This is a genomic window from Sulfurospirillum oryzae (assembly GCF_025770725.1).
GTDB lineage: Bacteria > Campylobacterota > Campylobacteria > Campylobacterales > Sulfurospirillaceae > Sulfurospirillum > Sulfurospirillum oryzae.
Map to the genome: position 1 here is coordinate 145,123 of NZ_JANZKZ010000002.1, position 19,625 is coordinate 164,747.

Here is a 19,625-nt window from a genome sequence, read left to right on the forward strand (position 1 = left end):
TTAGATGCCCTTGAATGCATTCTTTATTTCAAGGAATTTGTCAATATTTTGAAAGAAAATATCGACGAGTTTTGGGTCAAAATGTTTACCTCTTTCTTCTTTGAAAAATTCAAATATGGTTTCATTTTTCCAAGCTTTCTTGTACACTCTGTCATGACCTAGTGCATCAAAAACATCCGCGATAGCTGTTATTCTGCCATAAATATGTATTTCTTCACCTTTAAGTCCTCTTGGATAGCCCGTACCATCGTATTTTTCATGGTGTTCATGCGCTATGATAGCGGCAGCTTTCAAGATGGTTCTGTGAGAACTTTTAAGCATGTCATATCCAAGTTCCGCATGGGTTTGAATAATCTTAATTTCTTCAGGTGTGAGTTGTTCTGGTTTATTTAAAATGGCATCAGCAATGGCGACTTTTCCAATATCATGCATTGGGCTTGCAAGTTTTATGATATCAGCTTCTTTATCGGATAAACCACAGTATAGAGCAAAAAGTCGTGAGTACTCAGCAACTCTTTTGACATGTTCTCCCGTTTCTTCAGACCTTGCCTCACCAATAGCGCCCATTTTAAAGATAATTTCTTTTTGAGTGTCTTCAATCTCTTTGTATAAAAGTTCTACTTTGTTTTGTGCAGTAATATCTTGTGAAATGATAGTATGGTTTAAAAAATTTCCGTTTTCACGATACTCTTGGAAAAGATTTGTTTTTGTCCAATAGGTTTTGCCAGATTTGCTGGTGTTGATGATTTTTCCGTGCCAAGGTTGCTGATTTAAAAATGCTTTTTTAAAAGATTTGAGGGTTCTTTTATTGGTTTTATTGCTTAAAAGAGTGATGCTCTTACCGAGTAATTCTGTTTGCGAATACTCAGAAATTTTACATAAAGCCTCACTAGCATAGATAATTTTTCCTGTTTCATCAAGTTTGAGGGCAATCACATTGTGATCAAAAGAGTTTAACAATTTAGCGAGCTCTAACGTTTTTTGATGGACAAGATATTTGAGTCTTTGGTTATAAATAAATCCTAAAATAATAACCAAAACGAGTGCTCCAGCAATTTGATAAACAATGGAATAGTCTACTTCTGTATTGATCTTTGTTTTGAACCATTTATCTTTGATCGTTTGCTTTTGTTCATAGTTCATTGAAGCTAGAACTTTGTTGATGATCGTAATAAGCTCAGGTTGTGTTGAATGGGCAATAAACAAATGCGATGTTGACTCTTTTGCAATACCAACGATTTTCAGACTAGGAAAATCTTCTAAAAGAAAAGGAACCAATGCTTCATTTGCAATAAATGCAGTTGCTTTTCCTTTGGCAACTAAAAAGAGTGCTTCTTCTGCAGTTTCAGTTTCAATAATGGGAATATAGGGGTATAAGGCTTTTAGAATGGTTTGTGCATTTGAAAGCTTTATGACGGCAACGGAGCCTTTAATATTTTTAATACCATCCGTAAAGGCACTTTTTTCATTGGCAATAATAACAAGCCGCAATGTCATCATCTCATCAGAAAGGATAGAAGAAAATGCCTGTGAATCGAAGTTGTTCGCAGCCACGATAAGATCGATTTCATTGTTTTGAAATTTTTCATACAGTTCTTCTCTAGTTTTTACGGGCGATTTTAGCTGAAATCTAAGACCGCTTTTTTGTTCAATAACTTTTAAAAAATCAATATAGGTACCATTAATGACCTCTTTGTTATTAAAATACAAAGGTTTCGCAAGTAATCCAGCAAAACGAATAGAAGGATTGTTTTTAATAAATGCTTCCTCTTTTTGCGTAAAGAAAATTTTTTCTAAAAAATCGAGCTTTTTATAGGTTTCTTTTATATCTGCATAGTGACTGAGGTGCTCAAAGAGTTTTAGGTTTGGTATGATGGCATAGTTTTGTGCATATTGTTTGAGTTCATTATCATCAAAATAAATATGAACATAACCCACTTTATTGGGAATAAGGGAGAGGTTATAGAAACTATTGTACTGTGAGAATGTATTTGATTCACTTTTGGTATGTGATACGAGGAGCACATTCTCATTGTTAAACACATCGATTTTTTGAATATAAGGTAAGGTTGAAAAGGCTGTCGTAATGTCTTGAATTGCTTTAACATCTTCTGTAAAAATTGGTTTGGCAACCAAGGATGAAAAAAGTGTACTAATTGTTGCTTTAGCTTCTATATTGGTTTCAAGATAGTGATAAAAAATGTCTGCATATTGTCCAGAATTTTTTAGTTCCTGTAACTTTTTATTGAAAAAATCTCTCAAGTTCTTTTCTCTAAAAGCGACAGTATAACTATTTTTGTTCGGGAATAGAGCATGAAACTGATAAGTTTCAGATGCGTCGCTATTGAGTCTTTTAAGATACCAAAGGAACACATTTTTATCGATAACTAATACATCTGTTTTTTTTCTGAGAAAGGCTAATACTTGTTCGTCTTGTTTTGAGGTTTCTATGTAAGTTAAAGGTCTATTCTCAGGATTGAATTTCTTTTCGTATTCTTTACCTAAAGATTTGTATGCGCCCTCAAATGCAATGATTTTTTTATCTTTCAAGTCTTCAATGCTATTGATTTCAAAATGATCTTCTTCTCTCGTAATAACAATGTTTTCAAAATCAATCAAAACATCCGAATAGTAAAAGGCAGCATCTTCTTTTTGTTTTACACCTACGGCAATATCGAGTTTAATGTCTTCTGTCATAGCTTTTCCCATCTCTTCACGAGAAAGAAATTTTTCAGAAGAGAGAATCACATCGCCTTGATCCATGATTCTTTTGATGATGTCGTATTCAATTCCTTTAACAAGAGATTGGTCTATCGTGTAAGGTTCTCTATCTTTTATAAAAGCCACATTGACATTTTTTTTAATAGCTTGATGAAGCCATTTGTCAATAATATTGTTTTTCTCTTCGGGTGGAATACTGTTGAGTGATTTATTGATAATGGATTGTAGGACTATGTTATCTTTTGTCGATAAAATATGTAAATTTTTTGCTTCAATACTGTTTTGAAAAATAGGCTTAATGTTTGTAATGAGTAATTTTTGAAGAAAATTTTGAGCAACGATTTGGGCTTCAAAAAAAGCATCTACTTCGTTATTGGAGACTTTCATAATGGCATCTTCAAGGCTGGGTGTTTCAATTATTTTTATTTTTGGAAATTTCTTGCGAATGGGCTCAATGGTACCAAAGCCTTTTTGTATCGCTAGTGTTTTACCTTCCAAGTCTGCAAAGGACTTGATTGTTTGGTTGTCTTTATTAACATAAATTGTATTGTAGATTTGTGTATAAGGATCGCTAAAAAGACCGTATTTGGCTCTCTCCTCTGTGTAGTATGTTGCAGGAAGAATGTCGATTTTTCCCTCTTTGAAATCATGCAATAACGCATCCCATAATCCAGAAACGAGCTGTGTTTTGAGACCTGATATTTGAATGACCCTCGTGAGTAATTCTCCAGTAATCCCTTCAATGACATAGCCATCATGTGTCGAGATCATAGGAGCCCAATTTTCAATACCTATTTTGATGGCAGGTGTATTTTTAATGTAGTTAAGCTCTTCAGATGTAAAGATTGATTTGCCAATATTTTGATCAAACCACTTCTCTTTGAGTAGTCGCATCTGATTTTTAGAGATTGAATTGATCCCTTTTGTAATAATCTTTGCCAAAATAGGTTTACTTTTATGTGTTCCAATAGTATATTCACCCGATGCAGTGTAAAAAGGAGCAGAAATTTTGAGTCCCATTGGCTCGAGATCGTGGTTATTGACACCTTCTAGGATCGCACTATGCACCTTTCCTTTTTGAACAGTTTCTAAAATTTCTTTGACGGTTGGTGCATGTACCAATGTGACTTGCGGTGCTTCTTTGAGAATAATATCATTGATGATATTGTTTTTTTCCGTGGCAACTATTTTTTTATCCAAGTCAGATAGTGATTTGATAGTATAGTCATTTTGACGAGTAATGATATAGGTGGGGGCTTGATGATAGCTAGGCGAAAAATAAAAGATACTTTGTCTTTCTTTGGTATTGGAGAGTGAAAGTATGCCATCAACTTGACCTTTCACAGCTGCATCATAAGCGTTTTCCCAGCCTGAAAACAATTTTATCGTAAGATTGATATTGAGATTTTTATTGATTTGCGCAATTAAGTCAGCATCAAATCCTTGAATATTGCCTTTGTTATCATGAAAGGCAATATTCCCAGCATCAGTCGTTGCAATAACAATAGTTGGGTTTTGAGAGAGCCAATTTCTTTCTTCCTGTGTTAATCCAAAATCGTTTGAGGGTTGATTGCTAGATTGCGTGCTTGTTGTGGGCGAAGCATATAAAACACTAAAAAGCAGAACAATAAAATATAAAATTTTCAATCCAATGTCCCATCTTAGAAATCTAAACTAGAGCGTTTTAATGATTGATAAGCTTTAAAATAAATAAAGTTCAAGTCTTTTAAATGCTATGAATCAGTTATTATATTTTAACGAATGGTAAGGGATGAAATGGTTTATTTTATGATGCAAGTATGTGACCAAAAAGTGACTTTTGCGTAAAATATGACAAAGATACGTATTAAGAGTTTTGATTTTGCACAAAATATAACCGTTAAAAAAAAAGGCTCTTTTATGCTGCAAGTGTTCTTAGCCATATTTTTTTAAGTAGCAAAATGGCATCTTCTATTTCTTCTTCCTGCAAGCCGCCAAAACCCATTTTTATCGCTTCCCACGCATCACCGTAGTCATCACTACCCAAATAAAGTTTGACACCTTCTTGTAGTGCATTGGCTCTTAGTTTTTGTAGATTGATGCTGATGGTTGGTCTAATCATAATAGCAAGCCCACCACCTTCGCTGATAATTTCTATCATATTGCCTAGCGCTTTTTTTAATGCTTCTCTCATGAGGTCGTGTTTTTTACGATTGAGTGTACGAATTTTACGTAAATGTCGTTCCCAATGACCACCTGCCATAAATTGCTCTAACGTTTTTTGGGTAGAAAGCGCTACACAACATCGTTGATGACGCATCTGCCATAGTTTTTTAAAAGCTTCTAAATAACGATGAGGAAGAACAAGGTAACTGATACGCAAAGCAGGAGAGAGTGATTTGGAAAAGGTTCCAACATAAATGACTCTATCGTCGTTGTCAAGCCCTTGCAGTGAAGGAATAGGGCGATTTTGGTATCTAAGCTCACTGTCATAGTCATCTTCGATAATAATGCCCCCAGTACGTTTTGACCAATTCAAAAGTTTGGCACGGTTGGAAATTGGCATATTGACTCCCGTAGGATACTGATGTGATGGCGTAATGTAAACTAGCTTGGCCTCAGTCGTTTCGAGTTGATCGATATTTAAGCCACTGTGATCTACATCAACAGGTGTGATGGTGTAACCATAATCTGTAAATATTTTCTCAGTAGCAGGGTACCCTGGATGCTCGATAGCAATCTCGTTGAGTTGATTGACAAAGAGTGCGGCGATCAAGCTCATGGAGTCGTTAAACCCTCCACAGACGATAATTTGAGAAGCGTCACAAACGACACCCCGTGACTTGATCAGATACTTTGAGATTTCAGCCCTTAGTCCTAGTTCTCCTTGTCTATCACCATAAGCACCAAAATCCAATTTTTCTTCCATCGCTTTGATAAAAAGACGTTTCCAAAGTTTTAAAGGGAATGTATCATGCGTTAGACGTGCAGGGAAAAAGTCATAACGTAGAACCATTTTTGGTTTAGTATTAGTTTGATAGGTCACGCCCGCATCGTAGTGAGGTTCCAGTAACGTATCGGCAACAAAATAACCACTTTTGGGAACACTCTCGATGTACCCTTCCGTATAGAGCTGTTTATAGGCTAATTCAACGGTGTTCTTGCTGATTTTGTATTCTGTTGCGACTTTACGTACAGAGGGTAGTTTTGATCCGTACGAGAAGCTATTGCCGATCTCTTTTTTGATTTCATTATAGAGTTGTATATAGAGTGGTTCGCTTTTTTCTTTATCTAGAACGAACATAACTGTCCCCTAAAATATTTCATTAACTGGCTCTTGTATAGAGTACAGTTTGAGAATATAATACCACAATTAGAATTTAAAGTAGTCAAAAAGGGGAGTCAAATGGTTTCAGATACATTAAAAGCAGTCATGCAAAAAGAGGGAGTTGTTGCCATCGTCGCTCAAGGAAAAGCGTTTCCTCATGTTGTCAATACATGGCACTCTTATGTAAGTGTAGGGAACGACAGTTTTATCGTTCCCGTAGGTGGAATGCACGGCATGGAAGAAGCTTTGAATCATGATAACAGAGTCTTGGTCACCGTTGGCAGTAAAGAGGTTGAGGGTTTGCATGGAATGGGTACAGGTTTTTTACTCAGTGGTCATGCAAAGATGATTTCTGATGGTGAAGAGTACGCTCTTATGAAAAAAAATTATCCTTGGGCAAGAGCCATTATGAACATCACCATTTTAAATGCCATACAAACAGTTTAGGAAACACAATGAGAAGATCAGAATTTGAAGTCCACGATAAAGCCGTATTTGAAGAGTTGTTGGCGACATGTGAGTATGGAACACTAAGCCTAATTGATGAAGATGAGCCGTATGGCGTACCGCTTAATTTTGTTTGGTATGAAGAGAGTCTCTGTTTTCATGGCTCTAAAGAAGGACGAAAAGCGGAGGTGTTTAGAAAAAATGCAAAAGCGAGCTTTAGTGTGGTTAAGGCACTTTCACTCATTCCTTCGTACTTTAGCAATACCCGCTCCGCTTCACCTGCAACGCAATTTTTTATCTCAGTGCAGATTACAGGAAAGATTGAAGTGGTTGAAGATGTTTCTACAAAATGTGCGATGCTCACGGCACTTATGCAAAAACTTCAGCCAGAGGGCGGGTACGATGCTATTGAAGTAACAAATCCTATTTATACCAAAATGGTTGAGCAAACAGGGCTTTTTCGCCTTATGCCAGAGTCCATCTCTATCAAGTTCAAAGCTGGGCAAAACCTAAGCGAAGAACGCCGAAATTTGGTGATTGAAAAATTGCTTGAGCGCGGTGAACCGCTTGATCTTTTGAGTGTAAAACTCATCCAAGAGGCAAATAAAAAAGCGTAAAACAAGAGGAAAGAGGCTTTACATGTAAAGCCTCTTTTAACGCTTTTACTCTCCTACTGTAAATGTTCCAACAAAGACATCTTCACTTCGTCCTTTTAATCGTAAGATGATGTGCTCATCTTTTTGATGATCTGTTCCAAAAGCCGTACTAAGCGTGAGCATAAGAGTCGTATATGGCGTTACAATCTGTTGGCGCGTTCCGTAAAAATGCGCTTTTACCGTGTATGTTCCCTTTTTTGCTTTTTTGAGAATAAACTCTTCTGGTCCATAGCCTGCTGTAAAATCGCGCGATATACGTCCACCTTGATAGCTTAGGGTGTGCCCATAGTAGATTTTTTCATCATTGGGGTCAATCACCCATAAATCCATATCCGAATCATCCGCATCCCAAGTAAGAACAGCTCGCAAGTCGACAGGAAGGTTTTTAAGAAGGCGTTGGTCGAATTTTGAGGTGTCAAGGTTGGTAGAGTTTGCAAGGAGGGCATTAAGTTCACCAAGAGCGATAAGGTCAATGTCGGCAAAACGACTCTCCCACTCAGTGCTGACCACTTCCCATAAGGTATCGACTGCTTTTTGTCCTTCACCCATTTTGGCATATAAAAGCCCCAAATCTCGCCAAGACTGCGGCTCATGCGGCGAGAGTTCCAAAACACGTTTGAGCAAAGGCAATGCGCAATCAAACTGATTCATCTGTTGTAGACGGTATGCCAAAATACGTAAAATATGTCTGTTTTCAAGCTCCATCTCGGCGATGTTTGAGAGAATACGAAGTGCGAGAGTCTCCTCTTTATTTTCAAAAAAGATTTGGGCGACATCAAGGTAAAAAGCGGTACTTTTAGCGTAATTTGGCTTTTCATCCAGATAGATAGCATAGCGATCTTCTGGCTTTGCTTCTTTAATACGTTTAGCATAAGGGGCATTAGGCTCATATTTTTGTAGTTGAATGGAAAGTACTGAAGAGGTTGGATTTTCCGCACTCATAGAAACTGAAGATGATTTTGCCATGCTTTCTCTCATGGGGGCAGCACTAGAGACTGCCATAGCCATCATCGGTGCAGAAGTTACGGCAGATGCTTTTACTTCTTCTGGAGGCATGTATTTTTTATCTTCTTTTGGAAACTCTTTTCCCCACCAGAGTACTTTGTCATTGAAACGAGAGACTAGGTGGTCAAGATGTTGACTTTTTTGTGCGTGAGAATTGAGCTCATTTCTTGCTTTGATCTCAAAAAATGCTTCACGCATTTGTCCTTTTGGTGGCAAGACGTCATAACGCAAGTACTCTTCAAAATTCTCAAGAACGATAAGAGAGGTATAGGCAGTTACCAAACCAAATTTTTTACCCAGTCGTATAATTTCAGCTTTGTGAAGATGGCTTTGTGCTTCAAGCTGTGTAATGCGTTGCTTTGCCCACTGCCTAGCGGCAAAACTTGGATGTTGTGTTGCATCTTGCGTGTGAAGCACAAAGGTTTGATTGATGCTATTGCCATCGGGATTTTGGCGAGTAAGGGTCAGGGTTGCTTTATCGCTTAGTAGCTTACCTGAGATGGTGATACGACCATGTTCTGGATAACATGAGTTTAAAACAAGTGCGTCAACATTGTTTCCTGTCATGTTGGTAATGCGTGTAGTGCGCCTAGTAATGCGTTCAAGAGCTTCTTCTTTAGAGAGGGTTAGAATGTCAAGGAATTGTCCATTGTTTGACTCTGCAAGCTGTTGTAGAAAAAGGCTATTGTTAAATGGTGATGCGTTAATCGTATAAAGAGGCACAGGTGAAGAGATCTCACTCATCTCTTTCCAGTTAGCCAGACCATCCGAAAAAAGTAAGGCAACACTTTCAGATTTTGGTAACTCTTTAGGCACACTCCATGCACCAGCATTGGTAGCGCCATCGTAAGCAATCGTTTCCAGCACATGGCGTAGTTGTGCCCAATCACTTCCTTGAATGTCAAAAAGAAGAAGGGGTTCTGCTTCATTGCGCACAATACTTAACGAAACATGGCTTGTTTCCTCTTTGGGAAGTTGTTTAAAATAGGTTTCTAGGAGTGCCAGCTCTTTAGCATGATCTCTCTTCTCACCAGAGCTTGAAGCATCCCAAATAAGGGCTAGGTTTTTTGCAGGTTTTTGTGAAAGTGAAATCCAGTGCAAAGGAAGCTCACTGACAAAGTAGCGTTCATCTTCAAAAGAGGAGACTATCGTATGTGACTCAATAGAAGGTTTCCAAAGCGCAATGGGGCGTTTTGTGAGTTTAGAAAGAGGTTTTTGACTATTAATCTTTATGCCATTTTTTAAAGCACTGATAGTGCTCTCTTCTAACATACCTTTTTTAATAAGATTCTCTTTTGATATGCCATAGAGGCTAAGGGTAAAAGAGCTTTTTTTGAGTGAAGGAATCTCGAAAGATAAAGGTGTATAGTATGTGAAATAACCACTGTTATTAGGGCTTAGTGTTTCAACAATATCAAGCCGTATGGTACGTTGCTTCTTGGGCAAAATGGGGTAGAGTCTTAGTTTGAAGTTGTTGCTCACAGTCTGTGAAAGAAGTGCTGGGTCGGCGTTTCGTCTCTCAATCGCTTCAAAGACTTCCTCACCACGTTGTTTTTCAATGGCAGAAGAGGGCATCATAGTATGAGATTCATCTAAAGATTCAAGAGCAAAACTCTCTATCACCTGTCCCTCTCTCAGTGGAAATTCTAAATTTCCTTCTAGCTCATTATTATTGGGATTGTAAAAGGTAAGGGTAACATGGCTGGTTACAATGGCACCGATCACTTCCGTTTCTACATGTAAAGCATTGATTTGAACGGGAACTTTTGCCATTGGGACAATAAGAAGAGGTGGAATACTTGGAGCCTCAAGGGCAAACAGAGTGTGTGTAAGCACAAACACCACAGACACAACTTTCAAAAAGGCTCTCATGATGTACTCCTAAGAAGGTAAGAAAGGCTTTGTTTCCAAAGCCTTGGTTTTTTATGCTATTGATGCCTCTTTAAGTGCGGCTTCAATATACATTTCACGAAGTTTTTTAACCATAGGACCTGGTTTTCCACTGCCAATTGCTTTACCATCAATCTCGATGATCGGTAAAACGAAAATAGTAGCACTTGCCATAAATGCTTCATCAGCATTTAGCGCTTCTTCAATGGTAAATAAACGTTCTTCGACTTTAATGTTATGCGCTTTTGTGTATTCCATAAGAAGTTTTCTGCGAATACTTGGCAAAATGGCATTTGAAAGAGGACGTGTGATGATAACACCATCTTTAATGATAAACGCCGCTGATGAAGTTCCTTCAGTCACAAAACCATCTTCAACCATCCAACCCTCGTACGCACCTTTTTGGTGTACCTCTTCTTTAGCCAAAACTTGACCTAAAAGAGAGATAGATTTGATGTCTCGACGTTTCCATCTGATGTCAGCAACACTGACAACTTTAATACCTTTGTCTGCAAGAGGATTTTTGATGATCTCTTTTTTAAAGGTAAATGCCATAAACGTTGTTGGAGTATTTTCAGGGAAGTAGAATTCACGAGGTGCAACACCACGTGTCACTTGCATATAAATGCCACCTTCCACAACATCATTTTTAGCAATCAAAGTGTCTAAAATAGTTTCAATCTCTGCTTTGCAAAAAGGCGCTTTAAGACCAATTTTGCTCATGCTCGCATTGAAACGCTCATAAAAAGGCTCTTTATCAATTACTTTTCCATTAATAACAGGTACAACTTCGTAGATGCCATCACCAAAAAGATAACCACGATCAAAAATAGATACTTTGGCATCTTCCTCTTTACAAAAATCTCCGTTCAAAAAAACAATACTGCTCATTACAAACTCCATAGGAAAATATGTGAAATTGTACCAAAAGGTTTCTTAGCCATCTGTGCAATAAGTAGGCAATGGTTTTTTCTTTACATGTAAAGAGTTGAAAAAGAAGTTTATGCGTACTATATTTTTCTTTTTAAAGATTAAATAGATATTATTTTTGACGGGTATTGGAGTTTGTGTCAAATTGGGTTAGGGTAGAAAAGTTTAGCTCTTTTTTGATTGCTCCTTTTAAACATTAGATACACAAGGAGTATAAAATGAAATTAATTTCGAGCGTTATCTTGGTAATGTTCCTTATAGTGATAAGTGGATGTTCCTCCAAATCAATTGTTTTACGAAAGGCTCCAGAAGAAGGTGTTCAGACACAAGGTATAAATATTCTTTATAGAACATCAACATTTGTTCAACAAAATGCGACAAATACAGAAAAAATTTCAGCTGTCACTAGCCCAACTCATCCAGAAGCAGAAAGATTAGGTAAAGATATCAAAGAACGTATGCTTCTTGATTTTAAAAATAAAGGCTTTGATTCAAATTTTGCAACTATAGACTTATTGCCTGGAATCGAAATGACACCTATGAAAGATTTATTTCCATCAACCTCTTCAAAAGATTATTACACATTGATTATAACTCCAGTGAAAGAACAGGTACTTTGCTATCAGACCTGTTCAACAACTTATACTGTTTCGTTAAGTTTGAGAACTCCTCTCTTAAATAAAGAAGTTTGGAACCTTAGATTAGTACAATCAGATATATCTTCATCAGATATAATGCCTTTTAAAAATAATCAATTTATTGATGACATGACAAATGCTGTTTTAACTGTGGTGCATCATTAGTGGTAAAAGTGATGTAAAGTGGATAGGCTACTTTACTAAAATTAAGCAATAAAATCTTTACATGTAAAGTGAAAAATTTAAAAAGTAGCCTGTCCCCGTTTACCATGCCCATTTACACATTTACCCCATTTACAGGCTGTTTCATATATGATGTATGTTAAATAAATAGTTGGGTGTAACAACAATGATGAAATCAAGGAATCTGCTGTACTTCTTTTTGCTCATTGGATTGTGCGGCTGTTCCGCTATTACGACCAAGCACGTTGGAACCATAGTATCACCTGAACCGGTAAATTATGCCTGGTGGCTTCGCACAGAGTTCGTACCGGTTCATAAACAGATTCGGGGCATTCCTTTACATCAATTGGATTCCTCATGGTATCTGGCTTCGGAACTTACGTCAGAATCCATTCCTAAGGAACTGCTCTATGATAACGGAACTGACATCATGAAAGAAAATGGAGTTTCATTTTCGCGTTTCGGTGACTTTAACCATGACGGGGTCGAGGATCTTGCTCTTATTGGTGTTTACCAAAATGAGACCGGACAACGAGGAAGCTTCATTTTGATCCTTACCAAAGACACTGCCGGGAATTGGCAAAAGTCATTTCTTGAAAATCTGGGCGAGCCAAATTTTGCTGCTTTGTCAAAAAATGATCCAATGGAAATTTGGTTTTGTATGTACTGCGATTTTGGTGTCAATGTGCTTTGGGATAAAGAGAAAGGGGAATACGGCTTAAAATCGTTCCAAGGAGAGGACGAAGATTAAAATCACCCAACAAACGGGTCAACCGAATATTGGGCTCGGAGCTAAACTTTTAACTTTCTAACAATGTATCGCAAAAGAGGAAGGCTACTTTCGTATCATAAAAAGTAGCCAGTGCCGAATGGCACATGGCTCAAACGATTTTTTTCAACAAAACTGATGGATTACGTGGCACGAAAATCAAGTGATTAAAGCCCTAAAATAGGGCTTTAACTTATGTTCTGAATTTATTGAGGATGGCGTTGAGTTGGGTGGTGAGTTCATTGAGGTGCTCACTCGCCCCTGCGATTTCTTCCACACTTCTGGTATTTTGCGTTGATAACGTATTGATTTCTTCGATTTTGGAAACGATGGTATCGATTTTTTCACCTGTTTGGATGTAGTCGTTAACCGTTTTTTCATTGAGTTTGGTTGCAACATTCATCATAGAAACAGTGTTATCCAGTTTGCTTTCCACATCCCCCGCGAGCGTGTTTAATTCTTGGATTTGTGTTGAATTAACATTCATTCTCTCTGAGCTGTCCGTGATAGCTTGAACAATGACATTAATGGTTGTGTTGATTTCAACCAAGCTTTTTTGGGTGCGCTCTGCTAAGTTGCGTACTTCATCGGCAACGACTGCAAAGCCTCTTCCATGCTCTCCTGCACGTGCAGCTTCGATGGCAGCATTGAGTGCTAGAAGGTTTGTTTGATCAGCAATATCGCCGATGACGGTAAGAACATTTTTAACTTGGTCGGCATCAGAGTTAAGTTGTTGGATTTTTTGTGCAAGTTCTTGCTCTGTTTGTGCGCTCTCTTGAACACGCTGTCCCAGTTTTTGAAGGAACTTACGAGCACTTTGGAGTTCATTATTTGCCTTAACAATCTCTTCTTTTGAAGCTTTTGCTTCATTGACGGAAGAGACAATTTCTTGTTTGGTCTCGCTTGACATGTGTGTGGCTTGAGAAATGATGATTGAAGAGTCTTCCACGCGTTTGCCCACTTGCAGGGTTGTCGCTGAGAGCTCATGCGCAATCGATGCATTTTCAGAACTGGTGTCTTTTGCTAATTTGATGGTTGAGTGAACTTTATCGATAAATTGGTTAATCTCATGGGAAGCATCACCAATTTCATCTTGATTTTTAATAGCTAATTTTTTGGTTAAATCACCATCACCCGTTGCCAAATCATGGGCAGTTTCTTTAAGGCTTAAAAGAGGTTTGGCAATAATACTGGTGGTAAGAAAATAGATTGCAATAATAGCCAGTAAAGCAACGATAAAACCAACGACAACTTGCAATAAAGCATTATTATAAAGTCGATCGGTCATGTCTTTATCAAGCACCAACGCTTTAGCCAATATAATTTCACGTGGCACTTGAATCAAAACTGCCCAAGGTTTACCTGTCTGTCCAAGCTTGATTGGGGCAACCGTTTCTATCATGCCACTCTCATTGTTGATACGAACTAACTCTTTACCTGCTTGAATCGCTTTATAAATCTCTTCCCAACCTTTAGGCATCACTTGTTTAAAATGACCTCCAATCATAGAAGGGTTCTCACTTTGGGCTACCAACAGACCATTGTCTGCAATGATGGAGACTTGCCCATTAGATTCAAATAATGCTTTATCAGCTTTTTCAGCAATTTTTTGAACAAAGTCTAAGTTATAGTCAGCACCGGCAACGCCATAGAATTTACCATTGACAGTAATTGGCACAGACATTGTCGCAAGAAACACTTGCTTACCTTGTACGATGTAAGGCAAAGGTCCAAGAACACTCTCTTTATTCTGCTCACGTGGGGTAATATACCATCCACCTTTAAGAACACCATTAGGATGCTTGTCGTAGGTGTCGTACTCGACTAACGGTTGAACGGCAATATTGCCTTTGTCATCACGCGTCCAGTAAGGGGTAAAGCGCCCAGTCGTTGGATTATTGCCGTCTTTGTCCACACGAAAGTTGGCATCAGCGCCATCGATTGCATTTGGCTCCCAACAGGAGTAGGTACCATTAAAGCTCTTGTTGCTTTTCAATACATTGAGAAGCACAGCATTGAGCTGGTCGCGGCCAATGCCCAGCGCTTCTTTACCATCTTTAGGTTTGAGTTTACTCACTTCAAAGGTATTAGCCATCGTACGAGCAGCATCCAAAGCCAACTCCAATTCAGCTTGAATAGTACCACTTTGCTCGCCAGCTAAATTTTGTAGTCTCTCCATGTTAAGCTCTGTTAACAAAGAAGAAACCTCCGCGGAAACGCGATCTTGTGTTCTCGTAGATGAAAACAACCCGTAACCCACCAATAGAATAACTGCTGAAACCAAGCAAAGCCCGGCTATCAAAACAATCTTCGTTTGAATCGACTTAAATATCATGATATGCTCCTTTTTTATTATTATATAATTTTGTATTAAAAAACTATCTTAGATGAAAATTGATTTAAAGTCAATCTACATGTAAATATTTTACTTTTAAATATTTTACTTTTATATTTCTATAATTTTTTTTTCTTCTTTTTTTTCTACGGAACACTATATGCAAAATGTACAGCGAAGTAAAAAACTCACAAAGGAGAACAAAATGGCTGAACTCAGACAAATTGCTTTTTATGGCAAAGGCGGAATTGGTAAATCTACCACTTCACAAAATACACTCGCGGCAATGGCGCACTACTTCGGTAAAAAAATTCTTATCGTTGGATGTGATCCTAAGGCAGACTCTACACGACTTATCTTGCATGAAAAAGCACAATGCACCATTATGCAACTAGCAAGTGAAGCAGGTACTGTTGAAGACCTAGAGCTTGAAGATGTATGTAAACCAGGTGCTGCTGAGTTTGATCCGGACAACACAGATATTACAGAAGGTTTTATCATGTGTGCAGAATCAGGCGGTCCAGAGCCAGGAGTTGGTTGTGCAGGTCGTGGTGTTATTACAGCGATTAACTTCCTTGAGGAAGAGGGTGCTTATGACCAAGATTTAGATTTCGTCTCTTACGACGTTCTTGGTGACGTTGTTTGTGGTGGATTTGCGATGCCAATTCGTGAAGGTAAAGCACAAGAGATCTACATCGTTATGTCAGGTGAGATGATGGCTATGTATGCGGCGAACAACATCTCTAAAGGTATTTTGAAATACGCAAACACCGGTGGTGTTAGACTTGCAGGACTTATCTGTAATGCACGTATGACGGATCGTGAGTATGACTTGGCAAAACACTTGGCTGAACAAATTGGAACACAACTCATTCACTTCGTACCAAGAAGTAACCACGTACAACGTGCAGAGCTTCGCCGTATGACGGTTGTTGAGTTTGCAGATAAAACAGACCAAGCATTTGAGTACAAAGAGCTTGCTCGTAAAATCATCCACAATGATCTAAAAGTGATCCCTAAACCGTTAGAGATGGATGATCTTGAGGCGTTGTTAATGGAATTTGGTTTGGAAGAAGAAGTCGAAGCAGACGCTATCGGCAAAAAAGCATCAGCATAAGCCATTGATGACACGCTTTTAAAGCAAAGCTCTAAAAGCTACGCTAACGCTGAGTTTCCCTCGGCGTGAAGCCCACGCACCTTTGGTGCTTAAAAAATAAAAATGTAAGGAGCATATTATGTTTATTTGCGGATACCACTTCCCAGCATCTTTGGGAAATAAAATTAGTCATGAACAAGTTATCGAAAGAGTTACAGCAGAAGTTGGCGATCTTTCAGATGTTAGTTACGCAATTCTTATTAGCGAAAATCGTGATGGCATCAAACAAGAAGACCTAAAAGTTGAAAAAGGATCATTCCTTTTTACCGCATTGGCTGATTACTATAAAAAATCAGACATTGAGGGTGAATACAAAATGATTTATTACACCAACAAGTATCAAATGAGTGAGATTTCAAAAGCAGTCGATGGTGGCGCAACAGCAGATGTTTGCAAAAAGCTTGATGATATGCTTCTTTACAGAGTTAAAGTCGCTTAATCAGACATAGCACCAAGGGTGCGTGGGCACTCTGCCAAAGAGAGCCCAGTGATAACGTAGTCTTTGGAGCTTTGCTCTAAAGGCGTGTTAAAAAATGAAAAGGAAAAGAGCATGACAACAGAAACACTACTAAGCCAACAAGAAGCCGCCATCGCGGAAGTTCTTGCTGCTTACCCTGAAAAGGCGCAAAAAAGTAGAGCAAAACACCTTGGCGTTGATATGCCTGAGGGTGTTAAAGGTGCTTGTGATGCAACCAAAAGCAACAAACAAACCGTTCCAGGTGTCATGTCTCAAAGAGGTTGTGCCTACGCTGGAAGTAAGGGTGTTGTTTGGGGCCCTGTGAAAGATATGATTCATATCTCTCACGGACCAGTTGGTTGTGGTCAATATAGCCGTGCAGGTAGAAGAAACTATTACATCGGAACAACTGGCGTTGATACGTATGTAACGATGAACTTCACAACAGATTACAATGAAAAAGACATCGTTTTCGGTGGCGATAAAAAACTTAAAGCCGCACTCGCAGAGATTGACGGACTTTTCCCATTGAACAATGGTATCTCCGTACAAAGTGAGTGTCCTATCGGTTTGATTGGTGATGATATTCAAGCGGTAGCCAAAGCGTATAAAAAAGAGTCAGGTAAGCCTACCGTTGCGGTTTCGTGTGAAGGTTTTCGTGGTGTTTCCCAAAGTCTTGGTCACCACATTGCGAACGATATGCTTCGCGATGAGGTTTTACCTGATAACTCTTATAAAAAAGACTTTGAGTCAACTCCGTATGATGTTGCGATCATTGGCGACTATAACATCGGAGGAGATGCTTGGAGTTCAAGAATTTTACTTGAAGAGATGGGGCTTCGTGTTATTGCTCAATGGAGTGGCGATGCGACTTATAAAGAGTTAACCATCGCTCCAAAAGCGAAAATCAACCTTCTTCACTGCTACCGAAGTATGAACTATGTTGTTCGTCACATGGAGCAAGAATTTGGTGTGCCTTGGATGGAATATAACTTCTTTGGACCAAGCAAAACAACAGAGAGTTTACGCAAAATTGCGGCATTCTTTGATGAGAGTATTCAAGCTAAAACTGAAGCGGTTATCGCAAAATACACAGCTATGACAGACGCTGTCATTGCTAAATACCGTCCAAAATTGGAAGGCAAAACCGTTATGTTGTACGTCGGCGGATTACGTCCTCGTCACGTTATCGGTGCTTACGAAGATTTGGGAATGAAGATTATTGGAACAGGTTATGAGTTCGGACATGGTGATGACTACAAACGTACCAAAGATGAGCTTAATGGTACAACCTTGATCTATGACGATACCAACGAGTACGAATTAGAGCAATTTGTCAAAAGACTCAAACCTGATCTTGTAGCCAGCGGTGTTAAAGAGAAGTACGTTTTCCAAAAAATGGGATTACCATTTAGACAAATGCACTCTTGGGATTATAGTGGTCCGTATCATGGATACGATGCCTTTGCAATTTTTGCAAAAGACATGGATTTGGCGTTGAACTCCCCAGTATGGGCTCACACCAAAGCACCATGGGAATCTAACTAAGGAGAGCACAATGCAAGACGTAGAAAACATAGTAAACGGGCAAAAGCTCTTTTTAAAACCAGAGTATCAAGAAGTTTTCAAAAACAAAAAACAGTTTGAGGGTCATGCAGGCGCTACAAACCCTGAAAAAGTAAAAGACATTGCTAAGTGGACAACAACATGGGAATACCGTGAGAAAAACTTAGCACGTGAGCACATCACGATCAACCCAGCTAAAGCGTGTCAACCTTTGGGTGCTGTTATGGCAGCCCTTGGTTTTGAGAACACCATGCCGTATGTTCATGGTAGTCACGGTTGTGTGGCTTACTTTAGAAGCTATTTTACACGTCACTTTAAAGAGCCAACACCTTGTGTATCTGACTCAATGAGTGAAAGTGCAGCGGTATTTGGTGGTTTGGCGAATATGAAAGAGGGTTTACGTAACTGTAAAGCGCTTTACAAACCAGACATGATCGCGGTTTCGACTACATGTATGGCAGAAGTTATCGGTGATGACTTGAACGCTTTTGTTATCGGCGCTCGTAAAGATGCTGAGGGTGAGCTTGACAACACGCCAATCCCAGCGGCACACACACCTTCATTTGTTGGTAGCCACGTTACAGGTTATGACAATATGATGAACGCAATCCTTCAAGAACTCAACATGGTTGAAGAGGGCGTTGAAGTAGAAAAAGATAGCGAACGCATCAACATCATTCCAGGGTTTGAGCCATACCTTGGAAGTTTGAAAGAGGTGAAAAAAATCGCTTCTATGTTCAGCGACAAGATTGTGATGCTTGGTGACCATGAAGAGCAATGGAACACTCCAGCAGGCGAGTACAAACTTTACGCTGGCGGTACACCTTTAGCGGTTGCAAAAACAGCAAGAGGCGCAGCTGCTACGATTTCTTTGCAAAAGTACTCAACACAGGCTACTGCAAAGATGATCAAGGGTGATTGGAAACAAAACTATGTTACATGTAATCCAATCGGTCTTGCTGGAACAGATGCGTTTGTAATGAAACTGAGCGAGCTTACAGGCAAGCCAGTACCAAAAGAGTTGACACTTCAACGTGGTCAACTTGTCGATGCTATGCAAGACAGCTATCCGTATATGCACGGTAAGAAATTTGCCATCTGGGGAGATCCTGACTTCTTGTTAGGCGTTGTCTCTTTCTTGGTTGAAATGGGAGCCATTCCTACACATGTTCTTTGTCATAATGCACCACGTAAAAACTGGGAAAAAGAGATGCAAGCGATTCTTGACAAATGTACTTTCAAAGAAGAGTGCAACATTTGGGCAGGTAAAGACTTGTGGCATTTAAGAAGCCTTCTCTTTACCGAGCCGGTTGATTTTATGATCGGTAACGTTTATGGTAAAGAGCTTTACAGAGATACCAAAATACCTTTGATCAGAATTGGTTTCCCAATTTTTGATAGACACCACTTACATAGATACTCTATCAGTGGCTACGAAGGTGCGCTAAATCTTTTAACTTGGATTACCAACTCCGTCCTCGACGCGTTGGATGAAGAGACAAAAGATATTGGCAAAACAGATTATTTCTTCGACTGCGTCAGATAAGTTGAGAGCTTCGGCTCTC

General features: G+C 38.9%; 13 protein-coding genes. 8 read left to right on the forward strand and 5 right to left on the reverse strand.

Annotated elements, in window-relative coordinates:
• Both N0B29_RS05255 and pdxR read right to left on the reverse strand, forming a co-directional pair.
• Positions 1-4,368: a transporter substrate-binding domain-containing protein gene (locus N0B29_RS05255; protein ID WP_263832659.1), complete on the reverse strand. Its 4,368-nt coding sequence runs from the start codon at positions 4,366-4,368 to the stop codon at positions 1-3.
• A 250-nt stretch (positions 4,369-4,618) separates the two neighbouring features.
• On the reverse strand, positions 4,619-6,004 hold the full coding sequence (pdxR, locus tag N0B29_RS05260) for a MocR-like pyridoxine biosynthesis transcription factor PdxR (protein WP_263832660.1): 1,386 nt from the start codon (positions 6,002-6,004) through the stop codon (positions 4,619-4,621).
• A gap of 102 nt (positions 6,005-6,106) precedes the next feature.
• Between pdxR and N0B29_RS05265 the strand changes: the two genes are divergently transcribed.
• Positions 6,107-6,475: an FMN-binding protein gene (locus tag N0B29_RS05265; RefSeq protein ID WP_263832661.1), complete on the forward strand. Its 369-nt coding sequence runs from the start codon at positions 6,107-6,109 to the stop codon at positions 6,473-6,475.
• An 8-nt stretch (positions 6,476-6,483) separates the two neighbouring features.
• Complete coding sequence (locus N0B29_RS05270; protein WP_263832662.1) at positions 6,484-7,092, forward strand: pyridoxamine 5'-phosphate oxidase family protein; 609 nt, start codon at positions 6,484-6,486, stop codon at positions 7,090-7,092.
• A 45-nt stretch (positions 7,093-7,137) separates the two neighbouring features.
• Here the strand turns inward: N0B29_RS05270 and N0B29_RS05275 are convergent, their stop codons facing one another.
• Both N0B29_RS05275 and dat read right to left on the reverse strand, forming a co-directional pair.
• Positions 7,138-10,008, reverse strand: coding sequence for a DUF2135 domain-containing protein (locus tag N0B29_RS05275; RefSeq protein ID WP_263832663.1), 2,871 nt, complete (start codon positions 10,006-10,008; stop codon positions 7,138-7,140).
• A gap of 51 nt (positions 10,009-10,059) precedes the next feature.
• On the reverse strand, positions 10,060-10,917 hold the full coding sequence (gene dat, locus N0B29_RS05280; RefSeq protein ID WP_263832664.1) for a D-amino-acid transaminase: 858 nt from the start codon (positions 10,915-10,917) through the stop codon (positions 10,060-10,062).
• Positions 10,918-11,174: 257 nt separating this feature from the next.
• Here dat and N0B29_RS05285 point away from each other — a divergent pair, with 257 nt between their 5' ends.
• Together N0B29_RS05285 and N0B29_RS05290 are read left to right on the forward strand one after the other, a co-directional pair.
• Positions 11,175-11,759, forward strand: coding sequence for a hypothetical protein (locus tag N0B29_RS05285; protein WP_263832665.1), 585 nt, complete (start codon positions 11,175-11,177; stop codon positions 11,757-11,759).
• Between the two features lie 184 nt (positions 11,760-11,943).
• On the forward strand, positions 11,944-12,528 hold the full coding sequence (locus tag N0B29_RS05290) for a hypothetical protein (protein WP_263832666.1): 585 nt from the start codon (positions 11,944-11,946) through the stop codon (positions 12,526-12,528).
• 211 nt (positions 12,529-12,739) lie between these two features.
• Here the strand turns inward: N0B29_RS05290 and N0B29_RS05295 are convergent, their stop codons facing one another.
• On the reverse strand, positions 12,740-14,881 hold the full coding sequence (locus tag N0B29_RS05295) for a methyl-accepting chemotaxis protein (protein ID WP_263832667.1): 2,142 nt from the start codon (positions 14,879-14,881) through the stop codon (positions 12,740-12,742).
• 205 nt (positions 14,882-15,086) lie between these two features.
• On the opposite strand from N0B29_RS05295, the gene nifH reads away from it, so the two are divergent.
• The 4 genes from nifH (at position 15,087) to nifK (ending at position 19,606) form a co-directional block, all read left to right on the forward strand.
• On the forward strand, positions 15,087-15,998 hold the full coding sequence (gene nifH, locus N0B29_RS05300) for a nitrogenase iron protein (RefSeq protein ID WP_263832668.1): 912 nt from the start codon (positions 15,087-15,089) through the stop codon (positions 15,996-15,998).
• Positions 15,999-16,116: 118 nt separating this feature from the next.
• Entirely contained in the window at positions 16,117-16,476 is a 360-nt protein-coding gene (locus tag N0B29_RS05305; protein ID WP_263832669.1) for a hypothetical protein, read from the forward strand.
• 111 nt (positions 16,477-16,587) lie between these two features.
• Entirely contained in the window at positions 16,588-18,042 is a 1,455-nt protein-coding gene (nifD, locus tag N0B29_RS05310) for a nitrogenase molybdenum-iron protein alpha chain (RefSeq protein WP_263832670.1), read from the forward strand.
• Between the two features lie 10 nt (positions 18,043-18,052).
• Entirely contained in the window at positions 18,053-19,606 is a 1,554-nt protein-coding gene (gene nifK / locus N0B29_RS05315; RefSeq protein WP_263832671.1) for a nitrogenase molybdenum-iron protein subunit beta, read from the forward strand.
• The last annotated feature ends 19 nt before the right edge of the window (positions 19,607-19,625 follow it).